Raw genomic sequence first — 22,880 nt, forward strand, 5'->3', positions numbered from 1 at the left:
AAAAATGGTGCTTTCAACCCGTTATCGATTGTTAAAGTTGATGGTGGCGTGTAATGGTTATTTGGTTAACTAGAACTTATTTCCCTGAAGGAACTAATGGAAAACTCGAATGTGAAGGCAAATTGATATGTAATACCATAGAATTGCCTTGGAAGATGAACGAAACAAGAGTTTCCTGTATTCCGGAAGGGAAATATTTTATTAGAAAGCGATATAGCTCAAAATACAAATGGCATTTCAGCATAATAAGAAGCACCGTCTGTAAGTGCAGTAGACGGATCTACGATATTTCCGCCGGTAGGTGCATCATACCACACAATAGAAGATTCGTTGATTTGCATGTCAGCGGCTGTCGGATTGTTAGCGGCACAAAATTCTTGTGAAGTCATGTTAGCAGTAGGAGTAGGCTCATCTAAGATCGTTACATCAATTTGCAAACGAGCGCTACTTTCACAATTTGCTCCCTGATGAGCAGCATAATAAGAAGCACCGTCTGTAAGCACCGTAGACGGATCTACGATATTTCCGCCGGTAGGTGCATCATACCACACAATAGATCCTGTGGGAGAGTATGTCGCCGCCTTTCTTTAAGAGGATCATATAAAATATGATCCTCTTTTTTTTACCCTATTTTTGAGAAATGGAGTTTACACATAATAGGGTATCTCTTTTAAAAAAAGAAAAGGAAATGAAAAGGAGAATCTAATTAATCTTTTTATTGATTAAAATCGTTTGTATGAATGTATTTGGCGAGGTTTCTGCCGTCAGCAATAGCATTTACGACTAAGGAAGCACCGATTCTGGCATCACCGATAGTGAAATATTTAGGATTTGAGGTGTTGTAGTTTTGGCTGTTGAATCGTTGTTTATGCCAAGTTACAGAACTCCCTGAAATGGCAACTGAACCCGTAAAACCTATCGCTACTAATAGTAAATCACAGGGTAGTGTGCGGCTAGTAAAGAAAGGAAGATATTAAAATAAAAAAGTCTAACTAAAGAGTTAGACTTTTTAACGCACTAATAAACTAAGATGTTAGGTTTATCGTAATCGATCTACTGATTTTACAAGATCCTCATCCTTTTTAATTGCTCTGTTTGCCAGAACAAGTAAAACGATAGAAATGGTAGGAAGAAAAATCCCAATACCCTTCTCAGAAATTTCAGTTTCTCCGGATAAGCTTAGCGTTCGATATACAAAAAATCCTAGTAATATAAAGTTTAATATTATATTCAATCTGTTTAAAACAAATTGGAGTTGCCTTTTTTTGTAATTTAAAATACTTACTAAAGCTAGTAAGGAAATAATACCAAAAAGTGATAAATAAAGAATAGAGTCCTTAGCAAAAGTAACTAAACCGTTTGCATCAGTCCATAATGAAACAAAAAAGGGTAAAACACCTGATAAAATCAGGCAAACTCCCATGTATATTGTTTGAATTCTTTGAATCATTTTCTAGATTATTGATGCAAAAATATAGTTTCTTTTTATAAAAAACTATTGTTTTCTGCATTTTTATTTGTATTATTGCAATGTAAAACCGTAAGTACTTCATTTTACGGTTTGTAGATAAACTCATTTTTTTCTTATCATTTTTCGATAATAAATCGTATAAAAATTTCAGTTAGATATTCATGTTTGATATTGAAGTATTAAAGGAGATGAAACTCTCTGACTTGCAAGAAATTGCCAAAGTTGCTAATGTAAAAAAATATCGTTCTTTAAAAAAAGAAGATTTAATCTATCAAATTCTAGATATGCAAGCAGCTAATCCTGAAAAGGTAAAAGCAGAGGAAACTTCTCCGGTAGTAAAAGAAGATAAAGCAGTTCCTAAGCCTAAAAGGACTAGAATTGTTAAAAAGGCTAAGACCTCGGAGGGTACTGAAGTGGTTGATGAGGCTAAGAATCCTTCATTGGAAGAAAAGGAAGCTAAAGAAGTAGCTGAAGAATCAAAACCTGTAGCAAAACAGACAACCAGACGCGCTAAGACTGAAGTAAAGGATCAGAGTGTAAATAAGGAAGCTGTTGTTGTAAAGGAAGAGGAAGTTAAGACAGAACAACATCAAGCTTCTTCGGTTCAAAAAGTGCCAAACAGTAAAGCAAATGCTAATAATCCGAATAATCCCAACTATAAGAAAAGTAGTCATCACAATAGTGAGAAAGGAGCAAATAATCCAAAGCAGCCGAATTATAGAGAGCCGGATTATGAATTTGACGGAATTATAGAGAGTGAAGGTGTTCTGGAAATGATGCCGGATGGTTATGGTTTTTTGCGCTCTTCAGATTATAATTACCTTTCTTCTCCAGATGATATTTATTTGTCACAATCTCAAATAAGATTGTTTGGTCTTAAAACAGGTGATACCGTAAAAGGAGTTGTAAGACCTCCAAAAGAAGGTGAAAAGTATTTTCCTTTGGTAAAAGTACTAAAAATTAACGGCCACGATCCGCAAGTGGTACGCGATAGAATTTCGTTTGAACATTTAACTCCGGTTTTTCCTAAAGAAAAATTCAGACTTGCTGAACGTAGCAGTACTATTTCCACACGAATTATTGATTTATTTTCTCCGATCGGTAAAGGCCAAAGAGGTATGATCGTTGCACAGCCTAAAACCGGTAAAACGATGTTGCTGAAAGATGTTGCTAATGCTATTGCGGCGAATCATCCTGAAGTATATATGATCGTACTTTTAATTGACGAAAGACCGGAAGAGGTAACTGACATGCAACGTAGTGTTAAAGCAGAAGTAGTAGCTTCTACATTTGACAGAGAACCTCAGGAGCATGTTAAGATTGCCAATATTGTTTTAGAGAAAGCCAAACGTTTGGTTGAGTGTGGTCATGATGTGGTTATCTTATTAGATTCAATTACACGTTTGGCAAGAGCTTATAACACGGTACAACCGGCTTCAGGAAAAGTATTGAGTGGTGGGGTGGATGCCAATGCCTTACAGAAACCTAAACGTTTCTTTGGTGCAGCCCGAAATGTAGAAAACGGAGGATCGTTGAGTATCATTGCAACAGCGCTTACAGAAACCGGTTCTAAAATGGATGAAGTGATCTTTGAAGAGTTTAAAGGAACAGGTAATATGGAATTACAATTAGATAGAAGAATTGCTAATAAACGTATTTTCCCTGCAATAGACTTGGTTTCTTCAAGTACACGTCGTGATGATCTGTTATTAGATGAAAATACTGTCCAAAGAATGTGGATCATGCGTAAGTATTTAGCCGATATGAATCCTGTAGAAGCGATGGACTTCATTTATGATCGTTTCAGGAAGACACAGAATAATGAAGAGTTTTTGATTTCTATGAATGAATAGATATAAAAAAGTCCCGATTTCGGGACTTTTTTATTATTTGTTTTTTATTTTTTTAAATTGCGTTTACAATAGCCAGAAAATCAGTTGCCTTTAATGAAGCGCCACCGATTAAACCGCCATCAACATCCGGTTTCGAAAAAATCTCTTTGGCATTATCCGGTTTAACACTTCCTCCGTATAAAATCGAAACATTTTCAGCGACATCATTTCCATATACTTTAGCAATTAATTCGCGAATGAACTGATGCATTTCCTGAGCTTGTTCAGGAGAAGCAGTTTCTCCGGTTCCGATAGCCCAAACCGGCTCGTAAGCCAGAATAATAGATTTCCAGTTTTCTTTTTCTAAGTGAAAAAGCGCATCTCGTAATTGGTATTCCACAATATTGAAATGATTGTTTTTTTGACGGTCTTTTAAGTCTTCACCAAAACAGAAGATGACACGCATTTCATGCTTTAAAGCAGTATCTACTTTATTGGCTAATAAAGCATCGGTTTCATGAAAATAAGCTCTTCTTTCGCTATGTCCTAAGATCACAGTTTGAACACCGATATCAGTAAGCATATTTGCCGCAATTTCACCAGTAAAAGCTCCGCCTTCAGCCTGGTGCATATTTTGAGCAGCTACCGTAATATTTTGACTGGCTACTTTATCAACTGCAGCTTTTAAGTTAACGAATGTTGGTGCTACAATGATCTCAGCCGTAGTTTCTTTTTTCTGAGCAACGATATCATCTAATAAAGCAAGAGTTTCTGTGTATGTTTTATGCATTTTCCAGTTTCCTGCTACAATATTTTTTCTCATAAATCTTTATATATTTTGGTTTGTTTTTGAATTTATTGCGTAACTGAACAATTATTCCAGCTTGCTTAATGTTTCTTCGATTTTAGCATCATCAGCTTCAATTACTTTGAACAAAGCAATTTTTCCTGTTTTATCTACAATCATATAACGAGGAATCCAATCTAAAGCAATTGATTTCCCGAAGATACCTTTCATTCCGTCTGTAGTAAGATAATGTTCACCGGTTACCTCGTATTTTTCAATTCCTTTAAGCCAGGCATCGTAGGTTTTATCCATTGAAATGAATAGGTAAACCAGTTCCGGATGTTCTTTCTGTAGCGCTTTTACCTTTGGCATACCTTTCACGCAATCAGGACACCAAGAAGCCCAAACATCAATAAAAACGGTTTTACCTTTATATTGTTCGATGATCTCTTGAAAAGTAACCGATTGGTTTTCTTTAGAGATCATTTTATTTTCAAGCGCTTCTTTTGAAAATTCGGTATTGTTTTGTGCTTCACAAGAAATCAAAGCTAAAACTCCGATAAATAATAATGCGATCTTTTTCATTTTTGTTTTTTAATTTATTGGTTTAATCCAAATGTAAACAATTCAACAAGTAAAAAATAGACCTGTGAATTATTTTAACACTACTTTATCGATATCGTTGAAATGTTTCTTCTGAACGACAACTCCTTTTTCTAAAACAACGATACTTGGGTTAGCTCGTTCTATTGTTTTTAAAGTAGTTGCATCACAAAAATAATAGTCGAATGTTAAACCGTATTTCTTTTTATACTCTTCAATAATATCTGTTCCGGAAGATGTCATTCCGATTACCAGATATCCTTTTTCTGCTGCTTTTTGATAAAAATCTTCCAATTTCTTCATGCCATTTTCTTTTGATTTTTTTAAATCATACGAAATAAGCATAATCACTTTCGGTTCTTCTAAAACACTTTCAGTATAATCGTTTTCGTCTTTTTCGATCGTAAAGTCATGTACCGGAGGAATGTATCCTTCTCGTATCAGTTTGTCTTTTCGGTCAACAAATTCAGCACCTTCCGGAACTTTATTAGCCATTACATCGTCATAACTGATTTCGGTATCCAGACCATTAACGTTATAAATAAATACCATTTCGTATTCACTTTTAGGTGCTCCTTCCGGTATTTCCATCGCTTTTTTGATATCTGTTCCTACTTTATAAGCTCTGAAATCAATTATAGGCAAGTGCTGTAAAACATAATAAGCCATGAATAAACAAAGTGAATAAGCAACAAATACAGTATAGTTCACTCCTATTTTTCCGTATAATGGACGGATGTATTTTTGGTTGATAAATAAAATAAGAATTAAGACTAATAAAACTACGTCTTTAGAAAAAGATTCCCAAGGGGTTAGTTTTAAAGCATCTCCGAAACAACCGCAATCTGTAACTTTATTAAAATAAGCCGAGTAGAACGTTAAAAAGGTAAAGAAAACGATCATGGCTAATAAGCTCCAGACTGTAAATTTGGGTTTGAATCCGATAAGAAGCATAACTCCTAAAACAACTTCAAAAATTACAACAAAACAAGCAATAAGCAGTGCATAAGGAATAAAAAACTCCATGTTTAAAACATCTGCACTGAAATATTCTTCTAATTTGAATGAAAAACCGGTTGGGTCATTTAGTTTGATTAATCCTGAAATAATAAAGAGAACGCCAACTAAAATTCGGGCAATTTGTGTACTAATGTTTCGCATTTTTTAAATTTTTCTAAAATTAACTTTTTCACTTCAATTAAGCTGTCAATGAAATGTTAACCAGTTGTTAATCGGCTTTACCTAAATGGATCAAGGCAAAGACTGAATAATTAATCATATCTTGATAATTGGCATCAATTCCTTCTGAAACGATAGTTTTACCCTGGTTGTTCTCGATCTGTTTTACACGGAGCAATTTCTGAAGGATCAGATCCGTAAGGCTGCTGACCCGCATATCTCTCCAGGCTTCACCGTAATCATGGTTTTTATCTTCCATTAGCTGTTTTGTCAATGCAATTTTTTCATCATATAATTGAATCGCTTCGTCAGCACTTAAATCGGGTTGACTGGCAATACCTTTTTCGATTTGTATCAAAGCCATTACGCAATAATTGATAATTCCGATAAATTCTGAGGTTTCGTCTTCTTCGATTTTACGTACTTCATTTTCCTGTAAACTTCGGATGCGTTGTGCTTTTATAAAGATTTGATCGGTTAAGGAAGGCAAGCGTAAAATGCGCCAGGCAGTTCCGTAATCTTTAGCTTTTTTGCTGAACAAGTCACGGCAAATCGTTACTATTTTATCGTATTGTTGCGACGTATTGGTCATTATTTAGCGTATATTTGTTTGATTAATTTTCAAAAGTAATTAATTAAGGAGAAAGAATAAAGAGAAAAGAAGCAGACTTTGAATTTTGATCTTTATTTTAATCTGATATAGAATGACATGACTATAAACTGTAAAGGAAACTTGATCGATTTAAGTACTCCAAAAGTAATGGGGATCTTAAATGTGACACCCAATTCGTTCTATGACGGAGGGAAATATAAATCCGATTCCGATTTTTTAAATCAGACTGAAAAAATGCTTTCCGAAGGGGCTGCTTTTATAGATCTTGGAGCATATTCTTCAAGACCGGGAGCTGAGTTCGTAACGGAAGAGGAGGAGATCAACAGGATTTTACCGATTATTGCTGTTATTTTGAAGAGATTCCCGAAAGCACTACTTTCGATAGATACTTTCAGGGCTCAGGTGGCTCAAAAAGCGATCGAGAACGGAGCAGCCGTTATCAATGATATTTCAGCAGGTTTATTGGATAAAAACATGTTAGAAACTGCGGCACAATTACAGGTTCCTTATATTATGATGCACATGAAAGGTAATCCGAATACTATGCAATCATTGGCTCAATATGAGAATATTACAAAAGAAGTAACCTATTATTTTTCGGAAAGGGTCAGTGCAGCAAGAGCCTTAGGAATTAATGATATTATTTTAGATCCGGGATTTGGTTTTGCGAAAACCTTAGAACAAAATTATGAATTATTAAGGCGGACTGATTTTTTGTCGGTTTTTGAATTACCCTTACTGATCGGTATTTCAAGAAAATCAATGATCTATAAGTTATTAGAAACAACACCTCAAAATGCTTTAAACGGGACTACGGTTCTGAATACGATCGCTTTGCAAAAAGGAGCTCATATATTACGGGTTCATGATGTTAAAGAAGCAGTTGAATGTATTACAATAATGGAACAATTATGCTAAATATGAGAAGAAGTATTATTTTAATATCACTATTAGGTTTGATCTCGTGTAAACAGGAAGACGTTCAGTTGCCTAAAAGTGATCTTTCCGTTCAGAAAGAGATCTACGATCATTCCCCGGTTTATCTGTTTTTCAGAGTAGAAGGGAAAGATACTATTGCAAAGATCAATAGAAAGAATACGATCGGTACAACGAATTGGATCTTTAATATCGATAAACAATTGCCGTTACATGTTGTGATTCCGGAAGTACAGCAATTGCAGGAAAAGAAAAAGAATGGGATGCACAAAAGGGAAGATGCGGTTAATGTATATTCGTATGCCGATAGTATCGGGAAAAATTTAGCCTTTTTGCCTTTTACGGATGTGCAATATTTTTACGATAAAGATTTCTCAAAATTCTATATAAAAGAACATGCAGAATTGTATCAAGCATACAATAATCTGACGATCAATTTTAATAAAGAGAACGAAATTACAATTGACGGAAATGGTATTGACAGAGAAGAATTTGTTCCTTTTGTACGTGATTTTGCTGATTTTATGAGTGATGGAAAGAATACGATCATTCATTTGAATTTCAGCAAATATCTGACTTATGAACAATACATTCAAAATAAAATACTGGCGTGGCAACTTACTTCTGACCGTATACAGCTTTCATCGTACGAGTTTGTTTATGACGAAAAGAAATTACCGGAATGTGGTTGTAAATTATAATAAAAAAAGCTCCGCTTATAGCGGAGCTTTTTTTATATATCTTTTTAAGAATATTATTTTTTAGGAAGTTTCTTTTCAAACATCTTAACGATCTGTTCTAAATTGAATGATTTAGAAACACCTGAAGTATTACCGTCTTTGCTTCTACACATAAACTGAACATAAGTTCTGTCTAAATTTTTAGAGTAGTGTAACCAAACATAATCGTTAGGTAATTCTAATTTAATATCTAATAACGGATCAGCAGTGAATCCGGCTAAAATAATGTCTTCCAGTTTTTCAATATCGTTGTCTAAGTCACGGAACGTGAACGAACGATTTGTGATCTCTTCTTCTTTTTCGATGTTTTTGTAAAAGAAAGTGTATTTGTCACCTTCTGTCTGAATGTACATATCGTTCTGACCGATAGCACCTAATCTAATAATAGGAGTAGTTTCAATTACTTTTATTTGACCAAAGGCCACACAATTGATAAAAACAACTAGAATAGTAATTAAATTTTTCATAAATTTTGAGGTAAAAATTAAATTAGTGATTGGTAATAATTTTGGCTAAATATATTGTAAATTTTAACAAAAACAAAAATAATGGCTTAATAAAAACGCTTTGTTACGTTAGTTTTACGAAATGAGTAAATTTTTAAAAGAAAAAGTATTTAATTATTGATGGTGGTATGGTTCGTTTTTTAAAATAGTAAAACCACGATAGATTTGTTCAATAACAAATAGCCGAACCATCTGATGGGAAAAGGTCATTTGAGATAATGAAACTTTCCCGGCTGCTTTTTGATAAACCTGTTCGCTGAAGCCATACGGCCCGCCGATAACAAAAACCAGTGTCTTTATTCCGGCATTCATTTTCTTTTGTAAAAATTCAGAAAACCTCATACTGGAAAACTCTTTTCCGTTCTCGTCTAATAAGATCAAATGATCTGTAGGTGTTAACTTAGATAAGATCAATTCACCTTCTTTTTCCTTTTGTTGGGCTTCACTTAAATTCTTTACATTTTTAATATCGGGAATAATTTCCAGATCAAATTTAATGTAAAAGCCCAAACGCTTTGAATAATCATCGATCAGAGCCTGAAGGTTTTTGTTATCCGTTTTTCCTATGGTTAGAAGTTTGATGTTCATGGGGTGATGTGTTAATTTGATCTATAAAATTCAGACATTTTCAAATTACGGAATCTTCAAATTATTAAATCAATTCAGTTTTTCCTTTAAATATATTCCGGTTACCGAATTTTTATTCTTTACAATTTCTTCCGGTGTACCGAAAGCAACTAATTTTCCGCCGTTTTCTCCGCCTTCCGGGCCAATGTCTAAAATATAGTCGGCACATTTGATTAAGTCTAAATTGTGTTCGATTACAATTATCGAATGCCCTTTTTCGATCAAAGCATCAAAAGAGGCTAACAGTTTTTTAATATCGTGGAAATGTAATCCCGTTGTAGGCTCGTCAAAAACAAATAAAGCTTTGTCCTTAACCGTTCCTTTTACTAAAAAAGAAGCCAGTTTGATACGCTGTGCTTCACCACCTGAAAGAGTAGAAGAGGACTGACCTAATTGTACATAACCTAAACCAACATCTTGTAACGGTTGCAGCTTTTGTGTGATCTTAGTTTGCTTATGCTGAGTAAAAAATTCAACAGCATCGTCAATGGTCATTTTAAGGATGTTATCAATATTTTTTCCTTCAAAAGTGACTTCAAGAATTTCTTTCTTAAAACGTTTTCCGTGGCAGGTTTCACATTCCAGATGAACATCAGCCATGAATTGCATTTCAATGGTTACTTCTCCGTCTCCTTTACAAGTTTCACAACGACCGCCGTCGACATTGAATGAAAAATGCTTTGGTTGATAGCCACGTAATTTTGAAATCGCTTGTTTTGAGAACAGATCACGAATATCATCATACGCTTTAATATAGGTAACCGGATTAGAACGCGAACTTCTTCCGATAGGATTTTGGTCTACATATTCAATATGTTTGATATTCGCAAAGTTTCCTTTCAATTCAGAAAATTGCCCGGCCTTTTCGCCTACACCGTCTAATTGTTTTTGAATAGCCGGAAACAGTATCTTTTTTACCAGTGTACTTTTTCCACTTCCTGAAACGCCCGTAATAACCGTTAAACAATCTAAGGGGAACATAAAATCCTGATTTTTAAGATTGTTTTCACGAGCACCGATTATATCGATATGGTGTTTGAATTTGCGTCGTTTTTGAGGTACTTCTATAATCTCTTTTCCGCTAAGATAGTTTGCCGTAAGAGAATCTGCTTTCAGAATTTCATTATAGGTTCCTTGTGCTACTAGTTCTCCGCCATGCGTTCCGGCTTCCGGACCAATATCGATGATCATATCGGCTGCTTTCATAATATCTTCGTCATGTTCAACGACAATAACGGTGTTCCCTAAATCACGAAGATTTTTCAACACAGAGATCAAACGTTCCGTATCTTTTGGATGTAGACCGATACTCGGTTCGTCTAAAATATACATAGAACCGACCAAGCTACTGCCTAATGAAGTTGCTAGATTGATGCGTTGCGATTCTCCTCCGGATAAGGTTGCCGAATTCCGATTTAAGGTTAAATAGCTCAATCCGACATCTGATAGAAAAGCTAAACGGTTGTTGATCTCAATCAATAGACGTTTGGCAACTTTAACATCGTATTCAGTAAGTTTTAAGTCTTTGAAGAAAGGTATTAATTTTACAATAGGTAAATCTACCAATTCGCTTATTGTTTTTCCGTCTACTTTTACATAGTTGGCTTCTTGTCGTAACCTTTTGCCTTTACAAACCGTACATTTGGTTTTTCCTCTGTAGCGGGACAATAAAACACGATTCTGGATTTTGTAATTCTTCTCTTCCAGTTCGGCAAAAAAATCATTCAACCCCGTGAAATATTGGTTTCCGTTCCAGATCAAAGCTTTTTGCTCGTCAGAAAGTTCAAAATAAGGTTTGTGAATCGGGAAATCGAATTTGTAAGCATTGTTAACCAATTGGTCACGGTACCAGCTCATACTTTCACCACGCCAAGGGTAAATTGCATTTTCGTAAACTGAGAGCGCAGTGTTAGGTATGACCAATTCTTCATCAATACCGATCACATTTCCATAGCCTTCACATTTAGGACAAGCACCATACGGATTATTAAAACTAAATAAATGGATATTAGGTTCTAAGAATGTTATGCCATCCAGTTCAAAATTGTTGCTGAATGATAGCTGTTTGTTCGTTTTTAATTCTTGTAAAAAGCATTCGCCTTTACCTTCATAGAAAGCCGTTTGAACAGCATCTGCCAGACGGTTAAAAAACTCTTCTTCGTCCTTAACGACAATTCGGTCAACAATTAAAAAGATCTCTTTTGGGTTTAATTCAATTCCTTCGATCGCATCCAGCCGGATCATTTCATTATGGACTAGGATACGGGCAAAACCTTGTTGTAGTAAAACTTTAAGTTTATCTTCAATCGGTCGATCCTTTTCCAAATGGATCGGAGCCAGTAAGAGCCATTTTGAGTCGGGTTCAAAGGATTTAACAGCTTCAATAACATCGGTAACCGTATGCTTTTTTACTTCTTGTCCGGAAATAGGAGAAAAGGTTTTTCCGATTCTGGCATACAATAATTTTAAATAGTCGTAAATCTCTGTTGAGGTACCTACCGTTGACCGGGCATTAGTGGTATTGACTTTTTGTTCAATAGCAATTGCCGGGGCGATACCTTTAATATATTCTACCTTAGGTTTGTCTAAACGACCTAAGAACTGACGGGCATATGACGATAAACTTTCAACATAGCGACGTTGTCCTTCTGCATAAAGTGTATCAAATGCTAAGCTTGATTTTCCTGATCCCGATAATCCGGTAATAACTACCAGTTTATTTCGGGGAATGGCTACATCAATGTTTTTTAAGTTGTGCAATTGAGCACCTTTAATCAGGATATTTTTTTTAGGTTCAAGTTTAGAAAAATCAGTTGTGTTCATAGTTTTTTGTAAGATTTGCAAATATAGTCATTTATAAAAAGACAATAAAGACAATTCAAAATAGTATTAAATTTGAACAATTGATTTTGAAATAATATTTTTACGGGCTAAATATTTGAAATTACATGAATTTTTTCATTAAAAAATTATATATATTATTTACTTTTTTGAGTGTTCTTAGCAATGCTCAGGAACTTCCCCCTATTGTAAAATATCCTTCAAGTTTATACAATGCCGGAAATCAGAACTGGATGATCTCTCAAGACAAAAATAGCTTTGTCTTTTTTGCCAATAATGAAGGCTTGTTAGAGTTTAATGGTTCTAATTGGAATTTATATCCTTCACCTAATGAAACTATTATTCGTTCTGTAAAAGTTGTTGGAGACAGGGTTTATACAGGCTGTTATATGGAATTCGGGTTTTGGAAAAGGCAAGCGAATGGTTTATTGCACTATACATCAATCAGTAAAAATATTAAAAGCAAACTAATTGAGGATGAGCATTTCTGGAATATTGTTGCCGTAGATCATTGGGTTTTGTTTCAATCTTTTAATAGAATTTATATTTACAATACAAAAGATGAAAGCTTTAATTTTATTGATGATCATTCGTATTTGTTTAGATGTTATAATGTAGATAGTTCTATCTTTTTTCAGGCAATTGGTGAAGGTTTGTATGAAATCGTCAATGGAAAGTCTATATTAATATCTGATGATTCAAGAATCAGGAATAACAGAATAGTTGAAATTTTTAAAGATAGCGAGGGAATATTACTTCAAACGGAACGAGCCGGAATATTTAGATTAGAAAAAAAGGTGTTGTCTAAATTTCATTTTATTTCAGAAGAAGAAATAGAGCGGAATACTGTTTTTAGTGCACAAAAGTTATCGCATGGAGGATTTGCTTTAGGAACAATTTCTAACGGAATCTATATTTTAGATGCTAACGGAAAAATAGAAAATCATATTACCCAAAATACGGGTATTAGTAATAATACAATATTATCAATTAAAGAGGATTCAGATCATAATTTATGGTTAGGATTAGATAATGGGATTGATTGTATTAATTTACAGTCTCCCATAAAAAAGTATAAGGATGACGCCGGATATTTAGGGACGGTTTATGCGTCTGTAAAGTATAAAGATAAAATCTATTTAGGAACCAATCAAGGATTGTTTTGGAGGAATACAGAAGAAAATAGTCGTTTTAATTTTATCACCGGTACAAAAGGGCAAGTTTGGACTTTATTTGAATATGATGACCAATTGTTTTGCGGGCATGATTTAGGAACTTTCACCATTGACGGAGATAAAGCTAAATTAATTTATAATGAATCCGGTACCTGGGAGTTTAACATTCATCCGAATAATAAAGATATTTTAATTCAAGGTAATTATAATGGTTTATCCGTTTTAGAAAAAACAAATGGGGGGTGGCGTTTTAAGAATAAGATCAAAGGTTTTGACATTTCGTCCAGATATTTTGAAATAACCAATGACAACATTATTTACGTTGGACATGAATATAAAGGTTTACTAAAAGTCGAACCGGATAAAGATATTTCTGAAGTTATTCATTTTACAATACTTCCGTTACCTAAAAAAGGGAAAAATATCGGACTTGTAAAATATAATGGTATTATATATTTCATTGGTAAAGAAGGAGTATATCAATTAAATCCTAAAACAAAAGAGTTTGAAAAAGACATTTTTTTAAGTCAAATATTAGTGGAAGGCGGCTATATTTCCGGGAAAGTAAGTGTTGATCAGTCAAATAAAATGTGGTTTTTCACTAAAAATGCCATTTATTATGTTACTTCCGGAAATTTTGATTCTCAGCTCAGAAAGCATAAAATTTCAATACCTTTTACGATAACGAATCCTATGGCGGGTTATGAAAATATAGCTCAAATCGGCAATAATAAATATTTAATAGGTAAGACAGATGGCTATTTCATCATTAATCTATCTGACTTTAAAGTTAAAAGTCATAGTGTAATATTGAATTCGGTTTCAGTAAGTAAATTAGAAAAAGCACCTAAATACGTTTCTTTATCCCAAAAAACAGTCTTACATAATTCAGAAAACAATATTGTATTTAATTATTCTGTACCTCAATATGACCGATTTATTGATGTTATGTATCAGTATCAATTAGAAGGTTTTCAAGAGAAGTGGAGTAATTGGACCACAAAATCAAATATGAGTTTTAAAAATTTATCTCCGGGTAATTATATATTCAGAGTTAAAGCTAAAGTAGCTAATATACCAACAATAAATACAATTGAATACCAATTTGAAATTAAAAGACCTTGGTATGCTACTTATCTAGCCTGGACTATTTATGCGATCATTCTTCTGATTCTGGCTTATTATATTAACAAAGCCTACCATAACTATTACAGAAAGAAGGAACAGAAATTAATAGAAGAGAATAATTTATTGCTGGAGATTGCGGCATTAGAGAGTGAGCAGCAAATGATAAAACTTAGAAATGAACAATTGGTTCAGGATGTAGATGCTAAGAATAAAGAATTAGCAGTCTCAAATATGAGTTTGATAAAAAAAGACGAATTATTAGCAATAATAAAAGAAGATTTGAAAAAGTCGGCAGAGAACATCGATAGTAAAAATCTAAAATCAGTTATTTCTACAATTTCAAAGAATATCAACAAGGATGATTCCTGGAATACTTTTAAAGAATCTTTTGACAATCTAGATAAAGATTTTTTAAAGCGCATTAAATTGTTGCATCCCAATTTAACACCGAGCGATCTGAAATTATGTGCTTATTTAAGGTTAAATCTCAGCTCAAAAGAGATTGCACCTATGCTTAACATTTCAATAAGAAGTGTTGAAATTAAACGATATCGTTTGCGTAAAAAGCTGAATTTGATGCATGACAACGGACTTGTGGATTATATTTTAAGCGTTTAACTATACATTTTTAGTCATTTTACCTCAACATTACCTCAACAACAACCTTTTCGTAATGAAAAAGTTTTGTTTTTTAATGATTCTTACGTTTTTCATTTTTCTTATAATTCAAGGCTTATTTTCATAATTCTTAAAAAAACTACATGTTTTTTTACAGATGTATATTTTTTGTTGAGGTTGATTACGACCAAGTAAAAGGATTAGTGAATAATTTAACATCTCCTTAACAAGGTATTAAATGTTCTTGTAAAAAATGAATAAACAAAACTTATTAATTATGATTTTTAAACCGCTTTTAGAAAGATTTAAGGAAAATGTTTTCTTTATATCTATTTTTTTAGTTTTTATCTCATCTGTTCAGGCGCAGAAAATTGTTTCCGGAAAAGTTGTGGCAGACGGAATTCCATTAGCCGGAGCTAATGTGGTCGTGAAGAATACTAAAGCAGCAACAATTACAAATTTTGACGGAAACTTTACGTTATCAGTTCCTAATGATGCCACACAATTAATTGTTTCGTATGTTGGATACCAAACTAGTGAAGTTCAAATCACCGACGGGGAAATGTTGATTACCTTACTTGAAGATGTAGGTCAATTACAAGAGGTTATTGTAAATGTAGGTTACGGAACTCAAAAAAGTAAAAATTTAACAAATGCTATTTCAACAGTTAAATCAGAAGCTTTTGAGAACCGTCCGATCTTAAATGTAGCTCAGGCATTACAAGGAAATGCCACCGGTGTAAATGTTGTTCAGACTTCAGGAAAGCCAGGAGCCAGTTTTGATGTAAGAATTAGAGGTATTAGTTCAATTTTCTCCGGAAATGAACCTTTATATGTAGTTGATGGAGTTCAGACAAAAGATATATCAGGTTTAAATACTGAAGATATTGTAGATATGTCTATTTTAAAAGATGCAACAGCAACTGCTATCTATGGTGTAAATGGTTCAACAGGAGTTATAATTATTACAACTAAAAAAGGAAAAGCAAACAAAAATGATTTTCAATTTAGTTCATATTTAGGATTTTCTAAAGCTGTTAGTAATGTTGATGTATTAAATCTATCGGATTATAAAACATTATTAGGCGAAATAAACCCAAGTTATTTGACAACGGCAAACGACCCTAAGTATGCAGGTATTTATACCAATTGGCAAGATGAAATCTTGAGAACGGGTATAGATCAAAATTATAATTTTTCGTATGCCGGCGGTACTGATAAATTGAAATTTTATGGAGCTTTAGGTTATCAATTGATGGACGGTATTATCAGTCCTTCTAATTACAAAAGATTTTCAGGAAAAGTAAAATTGAATGCTGATTTAACGTCTTGGTTAAAATCAGATGTGAGCATGAACGTAATTCAATCTGACGGATCATATATTAGTGATAATAATAGTGTGGGACAAGGTGGAGCCGTAATGAGCGCTTTAGTAACACCATCATTTTTACCTATTTGGGGTTCCCAATTAAACATCAGAGAAACAAATCCTGACGGAACATATCAAGACGGTTACAAGGATGGTCAATACGCTGTAAACCCGTATCAATCAGGATGGGAAAACCCGGTTTCTTTATTAGCAAGACAAAATGAAACTGCTGTTAACAGGTATCTAAGCAGTGTTAGTTTTGATGTGAACATTTTGACGAATTTAATGTGGAAACCAATGTTATCTTTTGATTTAACAAGATCAGACAATGTGCAATTTGTTGATCCATATACTAATGTTTGGGGAAGAAACGGAGAAAACGATCCTACTACAATAAAAGGTAGAGGTAGTAATACTGTCTTAAATTATGCTAATTTGAATTTTGAGAATACGTTAAATTACTCGTTGAAATTTGAAAATTCAGATCTAAAGTTATTGGCAGGTATGTCAATGCAAAATAACAAATATTCAAAAGATGCTAATTCAGGAACTGGTTTTGATATTAATCAGAGAAGTTATGATTATGATGCAGCAACAAATCAATCATATGAGTATAGAGAAAATAAAATAAGAAGTTTGTCATATTTCGGAAGAGTTACTTATTCTTATAAAGATAAATATATTTTTAACGGTGTGTTTAGAGAAAGCGGGGCATCTCAATTAGCATCAGGTAATAAATGGGGATTCTTCCCGGGAGTTTCTGCTGCTTGGGTAGTTTCAAATGAAGAGTTTTTTAAAAATATAAATTCTATTAGTGAGCTAAAATTTAGAGCAGGTTGGGGTAAAACAGGTAATTTATCAGGAATACCGGCTTATTCAAGCTATGATTTAAATTACACAAATCCTTTGAGTGATGCAACAACATTAGATCAAATTGGAAATTCAGATCTAAAATGGGAAACAGTGACCGATATTAATTTTGGGGTAGACTTAGGCTTGTTGAATAGCAGAGTTAAATTGACAGCTGATGTATACAAGAAAAATACTAAAGACTTATTACAAATCACGTATTTTCCTGGTTTCTCATTACCATATTATTATAATGCCGGAGAAATTGAAAATAAAGGTTTAGAGTTAGGTTTAAATACCAGAAATTTAACAGGAGAGTTTACATGGAATACTAATTTTAATATTTCGTTTAATAAAAATGAAGTAATATCTCTTGGTTTGATTAAAAAGCTACCTTTCCAGAACTTAACTTCTGTTGGGGAGAGTGTAATTTTATTAACAGAGGGTAACCCGGTGGGAAGTTTTTACGGCTACAAAGTAGACGGTGTGGATCCAGCAACAGGTTCTCTAATGTATCAAGATGTTAATGGTGACGGGCAAATTTCTCCTGAAGACAGAACAATTATAGGAAATCCAAATCCAGATTATACATTCGGATTCAGTAATAATTTCAGCTATAAAGGATTTACATTAGACGCTTTAATTACAGGTTCTCAGGGGGGTGATATTTTTAATGCTTCAAGAATGGATTTAACATTAATGAACAATTACAACAATCAATCTACTGAAGTGTTAAACAGATGGACAACTCCTGGGCAAATTACAGATGTACCAAGAGCTAACGATCCTAATGCTTTACACGTTTCAGATAGATATGTTGAAGATGGATCGTATGTTCGATTAAAAGCAGTTACTTTAGGATACCAATTCAAATTAGAAAGCTTAAAATTGAATTCTGTAAAATTGTATGTAACAGGGCAAAATTTATATACAATTACAAACTATAAAGGTTTCGATCCGGAAGTTGGAGCATTTAATCAATCTAATGGAATTGGACAAGGTATCGATTTAGGAACTTATCCTCAGGTTAAAACATTCATCTTTGGTCTTAAAGCAAACTTTTAATATAAAAACACTATATAATTATGAAATCAGTTAGAAATTTTTTAAAAACATCAGTCATAGTAATGGTGTTGTTTTTATCATCATGTTCAGATTATTTAGATACAACACCTATTACAGAAGATACAATCACTGATACTAATGGAATTGTAATAGTAGATGCAGCTGATGCAGAATCAAGAATGAATGCAGTTTACGGAACTTTTGCTTCCGGTTATTGGCAATTAGATTTTTTGTTAGCGGGAGACGGTCAGTCTGATAATGCATATATTGGAGCAGATAACCCTGCTATTTTTCAGTATGAGACTTATCAAATGTTATCGACTAATTCTCAGATGAAAGGAGATTGGAATGATATTTATAACAATATAAATACATGTAATATTATCATTAATTATGTAGACCAAGCTTCAGATTTAACTACAACTCGTAGAGATGAAATGATTGGTGAAGCCTCTTTAATCAGAGCCTTAAATCACTTTCATGCAGTACAATTATGGGGAGATTGTCCTATAGCAACTCAAGCAGTATTTTCCGTTTCAAGTGAAAACTTTGACGAGGTATTTGATGCTTTATTTCCTACTAGAAAACCAGTTGCTGAAGTTTATGATCAAATTATCGAAGATTGTTTAATCGCTATCGACATGGCTCCTGATGGTTCTAATAAGTTTAAAGCAAATAAAATGGGTGCTAAAGCACTCTTAGCTAAAGTTTATGCTACAATGCCAAATCCGGATTGGATCAAAACCATTCAATATTGTGACGAAGTTCTTGCAGGTGGATATATACTTTTGCCAACTTACGATCACCTTTTTGACAGTGCTCACGAAGGAAATGACGAATCTATTTGGGAAGTTAACGGAGAAGGATGGGGAAGCCCAATTGGTGCATGGAATACATTTATGTTTTTAGGAACTGACTGGAAAAAATTTAATGCGCCTTCACATACTTTGGTTCAGGCTTTTACAGCTAATGGAGATACTCAAAGAAAAGCTTCTACTATTACAACTGCAAATGTTGGTTGGGCAGATACGTATTGGTCATCTACAAATTATCCTTTTGCCTATAAAATGAGAGATACTAACGGAAATCAAAATTTCTATCTTGCTCGTTTAGCTGATATTTTATTGTTAAAAGCAGAAGCATTAGCTAGTTTAGGTGATGTTCCCGGAGCAATGGCTTTGGTAAACCAAGTAAGAACCAGAGCAGGAATCAGCACTATTAGTGCAGTTGACCAATCGGATGCTGTTTACAAAATTCTGGAGGAAAGATTGATGGAATTAGCATTTGAAGGCGACCGCTGGTTTGATCTTAAAAGAATGGGTAAAGCGGTTGAAATACTTTCACAGCAAAAAGATGGCAATGGAGTTGTTTTACCTTCAGCATCAAATATTAATCAAAACAGACTTTTGTGGCCAATTCCTCAAGATAAATTGGATGCAAACGGATTGCTAACGCAAAATCCTGGGTATTAATATTTAAATTTTTTTAATCCATTAATGAGAACTCTTTTTGAAACACATTTTAAATTGAAGTTTTCATTAGTGGATTTCATATTGAAAACTATTTTGTTAAAGTCAAACTAAATATTCGTTTGGTTTAGATTTTAATCTATTGAAAAAGAAAAAAGAATTTCAGGTAAATAACCTATTTACATTGAATTAATAACAAAAAAATGATTAAGAATATAGTATTGTTTTCTTGTGGGATATTTGCTGGTTTAATAGTGTCGTGCTCTGGCCAATCATCTGAAAAGAACAACAAAGTTCAAGTTTGGACTACAAAAGCTGATGAGTCAGTAAAATTGCAAAGACAAGAATTAAATTTAAGATTCAATACAAATGATAATGCTTATCCTAGTATTGAAATAGATACTTCCGAAACCTATCAAACTATTGATGGTTTTGGATACACTTTAACAGGTGGCAGTGTTGAAGTTATCAATAAATTAGCCCCTGAGAAAAGAAAACAATTGCTCCAAGAACTATTTGGAAATTCTACAAATTCCATTGCTATAAGTTATTTAAGATTGAGTATTGGCGCTTCAGATTTAGATGGAACTGTTTTTTCGTATGATGATGTTCCTGCTGGTGAAACGGATGTGACATTGTCAAAATTTAGTTTGGAAGCTAATAACGATTTAATCAAAATGCTACAAGAGATTTTAGCAATAAATCCAAACATAAAAATTATAGCTACACCTTGGTCACCACCCATTTGGATGAAAGACAACAATAGCAGTATTGGAGGAAAATTGCAACCTAAATATTACGGCGTTTATGCGCAGTATTTTGTAAAGTACATCCAACAAATGCAATCGAAAGGAATTATTATTGATGCTATTACGCCTCAAAATGAACCTTTACATCCGGGAAATAATCCAAGTTTAAGTATGTCTACATCTGAACAAACCGATTTTATCAAAAATCATTTAGGTCCGGCCTTTAAAAATGCTAAAATTAAAACAAAGATTATTGCTTACGATCACAATTGCAACAAACCGGAATATCCTTTGGAAGTTTTGAACGATCCAATTGCGAATCCTTTTGTAGACGGTTCGGCTTTTCATCTTTACGAAGGCGATATTTCGGCGTTAAGTGTTGTTCATAATATTCATCCTGATAAAAATTTGTATTTCACCGAGCAATGGACAGGTTCTGAAGGTACTTTTTCAGGTGATTTAATTTGGCATACAAAAAACGTTATCATCGGTTCTATGCTCAATTGGAGTAAAATTGCATTAGAATGGAATTTAGCTAGTGATAGCAATTTTGACCCTCATACGCCCGGTGGTTGTACACAATGTAAAGGCGCATTAACTATTGAAAATAGTGAGACTTATAAAAGAAATGTAGGCTATTATATTATTGCGCAAGCTTCAAAGTTTGTTCCAATGAATTCAGTACGAATAGCTTCAAATCAGTTACCAAATTTACCTAACGTAGCGTTTAAAACACCAACAGGAAAAACAGTTATTATTGTTTTAAATGAAAGTGCTTCAACTGAAAATTTTAATATAAAAATAAACGGGAAATGGGTTACAACTTCTCTTGACGGAGCAACAGTTGCAACTTATGTTTTTTAACAAAATAAGATCATGAATAAAATAATGATTTTACTTTTTAGTGCTATGATGGCAATAGGTTGTTCGTCATCTAAAGATACTAATACAAGTAACCCTAATACGATAGAAGTCTATACTTCTGCAAATGGAACAAACTTAAGATTATCGAAATTAAATAATCAATTTACGGTTAAGGAAGTAAAGCAACCTTTAGAAACACAAACGTGTATTTTTGTTAATCCAAATAAAGAATTTCAAACATTTCTAGGAATTGGAGGAGCAATTACAGATGCTTCAGCAGAAGTATTTGCCAAACTTTCACCAGAAAAACAACAAGAGTTTTTAAATGCATATTTCAGTGAAAAAGACGGAATTGGATATTCTGTTCTTAGAACAAATATGAATAGCTGCGATTTCAGTTCGGCAAGTTATACCTATGTACAAGATGGTGATAAAGATTTGAATTCTTTTGATATTTCTGTAGATAAAAGATTCAAAATTCCAATGCTTAAAAAAGCAATGAATTTAATAGGTTCTAAAGCTTCATTTTATATCAGTCCGTGGTCGCCACCAGCTTTTATGAAAGACAGCAATAATATGTTGAGAGGCGGAAAGTTATTGCCTCAGTATTATCAATCTTGGGCTAATTATTATGTGAAATATATTGATGCACTTCAAAAAGAAGGTTTGCCAGTTTGGGGATTAACCGTTCAAAACGAACCTATGGCGACTCAAATTTGGGAATCGTGTATATATACTGCAGAAGAAGAACGAGATTTTTTGAAAAATTATTTAGGACCAACACTTAAAAAAGCGGGTTTTGGAGATAAAAAAATCACTATTTGGGATCATAACAGAGATTTAATAACGCAAAGAGCGAGCACGGTTTTAGATGATAAAGAAGCGAGTAAATATGTTTGGGGTGTTGGATTTCATTGGTATGAAAACTGGAGTGGAGGAGAACAAATGTATCAAAATGTTGGTATTGTAAACGAAATGTATCCAGATAAAAACATATTTTTCACAGAAGGTTGTGTTGAAAAATTTGATGCTGCTAAATTTCATTTATGGGCTAATGGAGAACGTTACGGTAAATCTATGATTAACGATTTCAATAACGGAACTGTGGGTTGGACTGATTGGAATATTTTATTAGACGAAAATGGTGGTCCCAATCACGTAAAGAATTTCTGTTTTGCACCAGTTCATGCGGATTTACAAACCGGTGAATTAATTTATACACCATCGTATTATTTTATTGGTCATTTTTCTAAATTTATCAAGAAAGGAGCGAAACGTATTAGTAGTTCGGCAAGTAGAAGTGGTTTGTTGACAACTTCATTTTTAAATCCTGACGGCAAAATGGTAACAGTTGTCATGAATGAAAGTGACAAACAAGTAAACTATCTTTTATGTGTTGGAACTAAAGCCATAGAAATTATTATTTTACCAAAAGCAATTCAAACCATTATTCATTAAA

Annotated in this window: 17 protein-coding genes and 1 pseudogene; 9 read left to right on the plus strand and 9 right to left on the minus strand. The window is 33.4% G+C overall.

The annotated features are described in order from the left end of the window. Window positions 1–53 precede the first annotated feature (53 nt). The gene (locus NHF50_RS15820; protein WP_308219321.1) at window positions 54–383 is read left to right on the plus strand and encodes a DUF5675 family protein; all 330 of its coding nucleotides are present in this window, start codon (window positions 54–56) and stop codon (window positions 381–383) included. A 45-nt stretch (window positions 384–428) separates the two neighbouring features. Here the strand turns inward: NHF50_RS15820 and NHF50_RS15825 are convergent. Both NHF50_RS15825 and NHF50_RS13175 read right to left on the minus strand, forming a co-directional pair. Further along, a pseudogene (locus tag NHF50_RS15825) lies at window positions 429–557 on the minus strand (hypothetical protein); the annotation flags it as partial. A 482-nt stretch (window positions 558–1,039) separates the two neighbouring features. After that, window positions 1,040–1,450 (minus strand): DUF4293 domain-containing protein, encoded by a 411-nt coding sequence (locus NHF50_RS13175; protein WP_109570100.1) that lies wholly within the window; start codon window positions 1,448–1,450, stop codon window positions 1,040–1,042. Window positions 1,451–1,632: 182 nt separating this feature from the next. Here NHF50_RS13175 and rho point away from each other — a divergent pair, with 182 nt between their 5' ends. After that, window positions 1,633–3,324, plus strand: a complete 1,692-nt coding sequence (gene rho, locus NHF50_RS13180) for a transcription termination factor Rho (protein WP_252776893.1) — start codon at window positions 1,633–1,635, stop codon at window positions 3,322–3,324. Window positions 3,325–3,376: 52 nt separating this feature from the next. Here the strand turns inward: rho and tpiA are convergent, their stop codons facing one another. The 4 genes from tpiA to NHF50_RS13200 form a co-directional block, all read right to left on the minus strand. Then, the gene (tpiA, locus tag NHF50_RS13185; RefSeq protein ID WP_252776894.1) at window positions 3,377–4,126 is read right to left on the minus strand and encodes a triose-phosphate isomerase; all 750 of its coding nucleotides are present in this window, start codon (window positions 4,124–4,126) and stop codon (window positions 3,377–3,379) included. A gap of 51 nt (window positions 4,127–4,177) precedes the next feature. Then, the gene (locus NHF50_RS13190) at window positions 4,178–4,675 is read right to left on the minus strand and encodes a TlpA family protein disulfide reductase (RefSeq protein WP_252776895.1); all 498 of its coding nucleotides are present in this window, start codon (window positions 4,673–4,675) and stop codon (window positions 4,178–4,180) included. 69 nt (window positions 4,676–4,744) lie between these two features. Then, window positions 4,745–5,854, minus strand: coding sequence for a BT_3928 family protein (locus tag NHF50_RS13195; RefSeq protein ID WP_252776896.1), 1,110 nt, complete (start codon window positions 5,852–5,854; stop codon window positions 4,745–4,747). Between the two features lie 67 nt (window positions 5,855–5,921). Then, on the minus strand, window positions 5,922–6,464 hold the full coding sequence (locus NHF50_RS13200; protein ID WP_252776897.1) for a DUF1599 domain-containing protein: 543 nt from the start codon (window positions 6,462–6,464) through the stop codon (window positions 5,922–5,924). Between the two features lie 117 nt (window positions 6,465–6,581). Here NHF50_RS13200 and folP point away from each other — a divergent pair, with 117 nt between their 5' ends. Then, on the plus strand, window positions 6,582–7,403 hold the full coding sequence (folP, locus tag NHF50_RS13205; RefSeq protein WP_252776898.1) for a dihydropteroate synthase: 822 nt from the start codon (window positions 6,582–6,584) through the stop codon (window positions 7,401–7,403). Window positions 7,404–7,405: 2 nt separating this feature from the next. After that, window positions 7,406–8,122, plus strand: a complete 717-nt coding sequence (locus tag NHF50_RS13210) for a hypothetical protein (RefSeq protein ID WP_252776900.1) — start codon at window positions 7,406–7,408, stop codon at window positions 8,120–8,122. Window positions 8,123–8,175: 53 nt separating this feature from the next. Here the strand turns inward: NHF50_RS13210 and NHF50_RS13215 are convergent, their stop codons facing one another. The 3 genes from NHF50_RS13215 to uvrA form a co-directional block, all read right to left on the minus strand. Beyond that, entirely contained in the window at window positions 8,176–8,628 is a 453-nt protein-coding gene (locus NHF50_RS13215; protein ID WP_109570107.1) for a hypothetical protein, read from the minus strand. Window positions 8,629–8,781: 153 nt separating this feature from the next. Then, window positions 8,782–9,255 (minus strand): 23S rRNA (pseudouridine(1915)-N(3))-methyltransferase RlmH, encoded by a 474-nt coding sequence (rlmH, locus tag NHF50_RS13220; RefSeq protein ID WP_252776902.1) that lies wholly within the window; start codon window positions 9,253–9,255, stop codon window positions 8,782–8,784. 69 nt (window positions 9,256–9,324) lie between these two features. Further along, window positions 9,325–12,117 carry an excinuclease ABC subunit UvrA gene (gene uvrA / locus NHF50_RS13225; RefSeq protein WP_252776904.1) on the minus strand — a complete coding sequence of 931 codons (2,793 nt, stop codon included), beginning with the start codon at window positions 12,115–12,117 and terminating at the stop codon, window positions 9,325–9,327. 125 nt (window positions 12,118–12,242) lie between these two features. Between uvrA and NHF50_RS13230 the strand changes: the two genes are divergently transcribed. From NHF50_RS13230 to NHF50_RS13250, 5 genes are all read left to right on the plus strand, one after another. Continuing rightward, entirely contained in the window at window positions 12,243–15,056 is a 2,814-nt protein-coding gene (locus tag NHF50_RS13230) for a triple tyrosine motif-containing protein (protein ID WP_252776905.1), read from the plus strand. A 253-nt stretch (window positions 15,057–15,309) separates the two neighbouring features. Beyond that, window positions 15,310–18,339: a TonB-dependent receptor gene (locus NHF50_RS13235; protein ID WP_252776906.1), complete on the plus strand. Its 3,030-nt coding sequence runs from the start codon at window positions 15,310–15,312 to the stop codon at window positions 18,337–18,339. A gap of 20 nt (window positions 18,340–18,359) precedes the next feature. After that, window positions 18,360–19,811 carry a RagB/SusD family nutrient uptake outer membrane protein gene (locus tag NHF50_RS13240; RefSeq protein ID WP_252776907.1) on the plus strand — a complete coding sequence of 484 codons (1,452 nt, stop codon included), beginning with the start codon at window positions 18,360–18,362 and terminating at the stop codon, window positions 19,809–19,811. Between the two features lie 200 nt (window positions 19,812–20,011). Then, window positions 20,012–21,421, plus strand: coding sequence for a glycoside hydrolase family 30 beta sandwich domain-containing protein (locus NHF50_RS13245; RefSeq protein WP_252776908.1), 1,410 nt, complete (start codon window positions 20,012–20,014; stop codon window positions 21,419–21,421). 12 nt (window positions 21,422–21,433) lie between these two features. Then, entirely contained in the window at window positions 21,434–22,879 is a 1,446-nt protein-coding gene (locus NHF50_RS13250; protein ID WP_374672838.1) for a glycoside hydrolase family 30 beta sandwich domain-containing protein, read from the plus strand. Window position 22,880 lies beyond the last annotated feature (1 nt).

Origin of the sequence: Flavobacterium sp. NRK F10 (genome assembly GCF_024054235.1) — a bacterium.
GTDB lineage: Bacteria > Bacteroidota > Bacteroidia > Flavobacteriales > Flavobacteriaceae > Flavobacterium > Flavobacterium sediminis.

Coding starts and splice junctions, on each gene's coding strand:
- rlmH (WP_252776902.1), bottom strand. CDS start 9,255: ATGAACATCAAACTTCTAACCATAGGAAAAACGGATAACAAAAACCTT.
- NHF50_RS13215 (WP_109570107.1), bottom strand. CDS start 8,628: ATGAAAAATTTAATTACTATTCTAGTTGTTTTTATCAATTGTGTGGCC.
- NHF50_RS13175 (WP_109570100.1), bottom strand. CDS start 1,450: ATGATTCAAAGAATTCAAACAATATACATGGGAGTTTGCCTGATTTTA.
- NHF50_RS13210 (WP_252776900.1), top strand. CDS start 7,406: ATGAGAAGAAGTATTATTTTAATATCACTATTAGGTTTGATCTCGTGT.
- NHF50_RS13245 (WP_252776908.1), top strand. CDS start 20,012: ATGATTAAGAATATAGTATTGTTTTCTTGTGGGATATTTGCTGGTTTA.
- NHF50_RS13195 (WP_252776896.1), bottom strand. CDS start 5,854: ATGCGAAACATTAGTACACAAATTGCCCGAATTTTAGTTGGCGTTCTC.
- NHF50_RS13235 (WP_252776906.1), top strand. CDS start 15,310: ATGAATAAACAAAACTTATTAATTATGATTTTTAAACCGCTTTTAGAA.
- NHF50_RS13240 (WP_252776907.1), top strand. CDS start 18,360: ATGAAATCAGTTAGAAATTTTTTAAAAACATCAGTCATAGTAATGGTG.
- NHF50_RS15820 (WP_308219321.1), top strand. CDS start 54: ATGGTTATTTGGTTAACTAGAACTTATTTCCCTGAAGGAACTAATGGA.
- folP (WP_252776898.1), top strand. CDS start 6,582: ATGACTATAAACTGTAAAGGAAACTTGATCGATTTAAGTACTCCAAAA.
- rho (WP_252776893.1), top strand. CDS start 1,633: ATGTTTGATATTGAAGTATTAAAGGAGATGAAACTCTCTGACTTGCAA.
- NHF50_RS13230 (WP_252776905.1), top strand. CDS start 12,243: ATGAATTTTTTCATTAAAAAATTATATATATTATTTACTTTTTTGAGT.
- tpiA (WP_252776894.1), bottom strand. CDS start 4,126: ATGAGAAAAAATATTGTAGCAGGAAACTGGAAAATGCATAAAACATAC.
- NHF50_RS13190 (WP_252776895.1), bottom strand. CDS start 4,675: ATGAAAAAGATCGCATTATTATTTATCGGAGTTTTAGCTTTGATTTCT.
- uvrA (WP_252776904.1), bottom strand. CDS start 12,117: ATGAACACAACTGATTTTTCTAAACTTGAACCTAAAAAAAATATCCTG.
- NHF50_RS13250 (WP_374672838.1), top strand. CDS start 21,434: ATGAATAAAATAATGATTTTACTTTTTAGTGCTATGATGGCAATAGGT.
- NHF50_RS13200 (WP_252776897.1), bottom strand. CDS start 6,464: ATGACCAATACGTCGCAACAATACGATAAAATAGTAACGATTTGCCGT.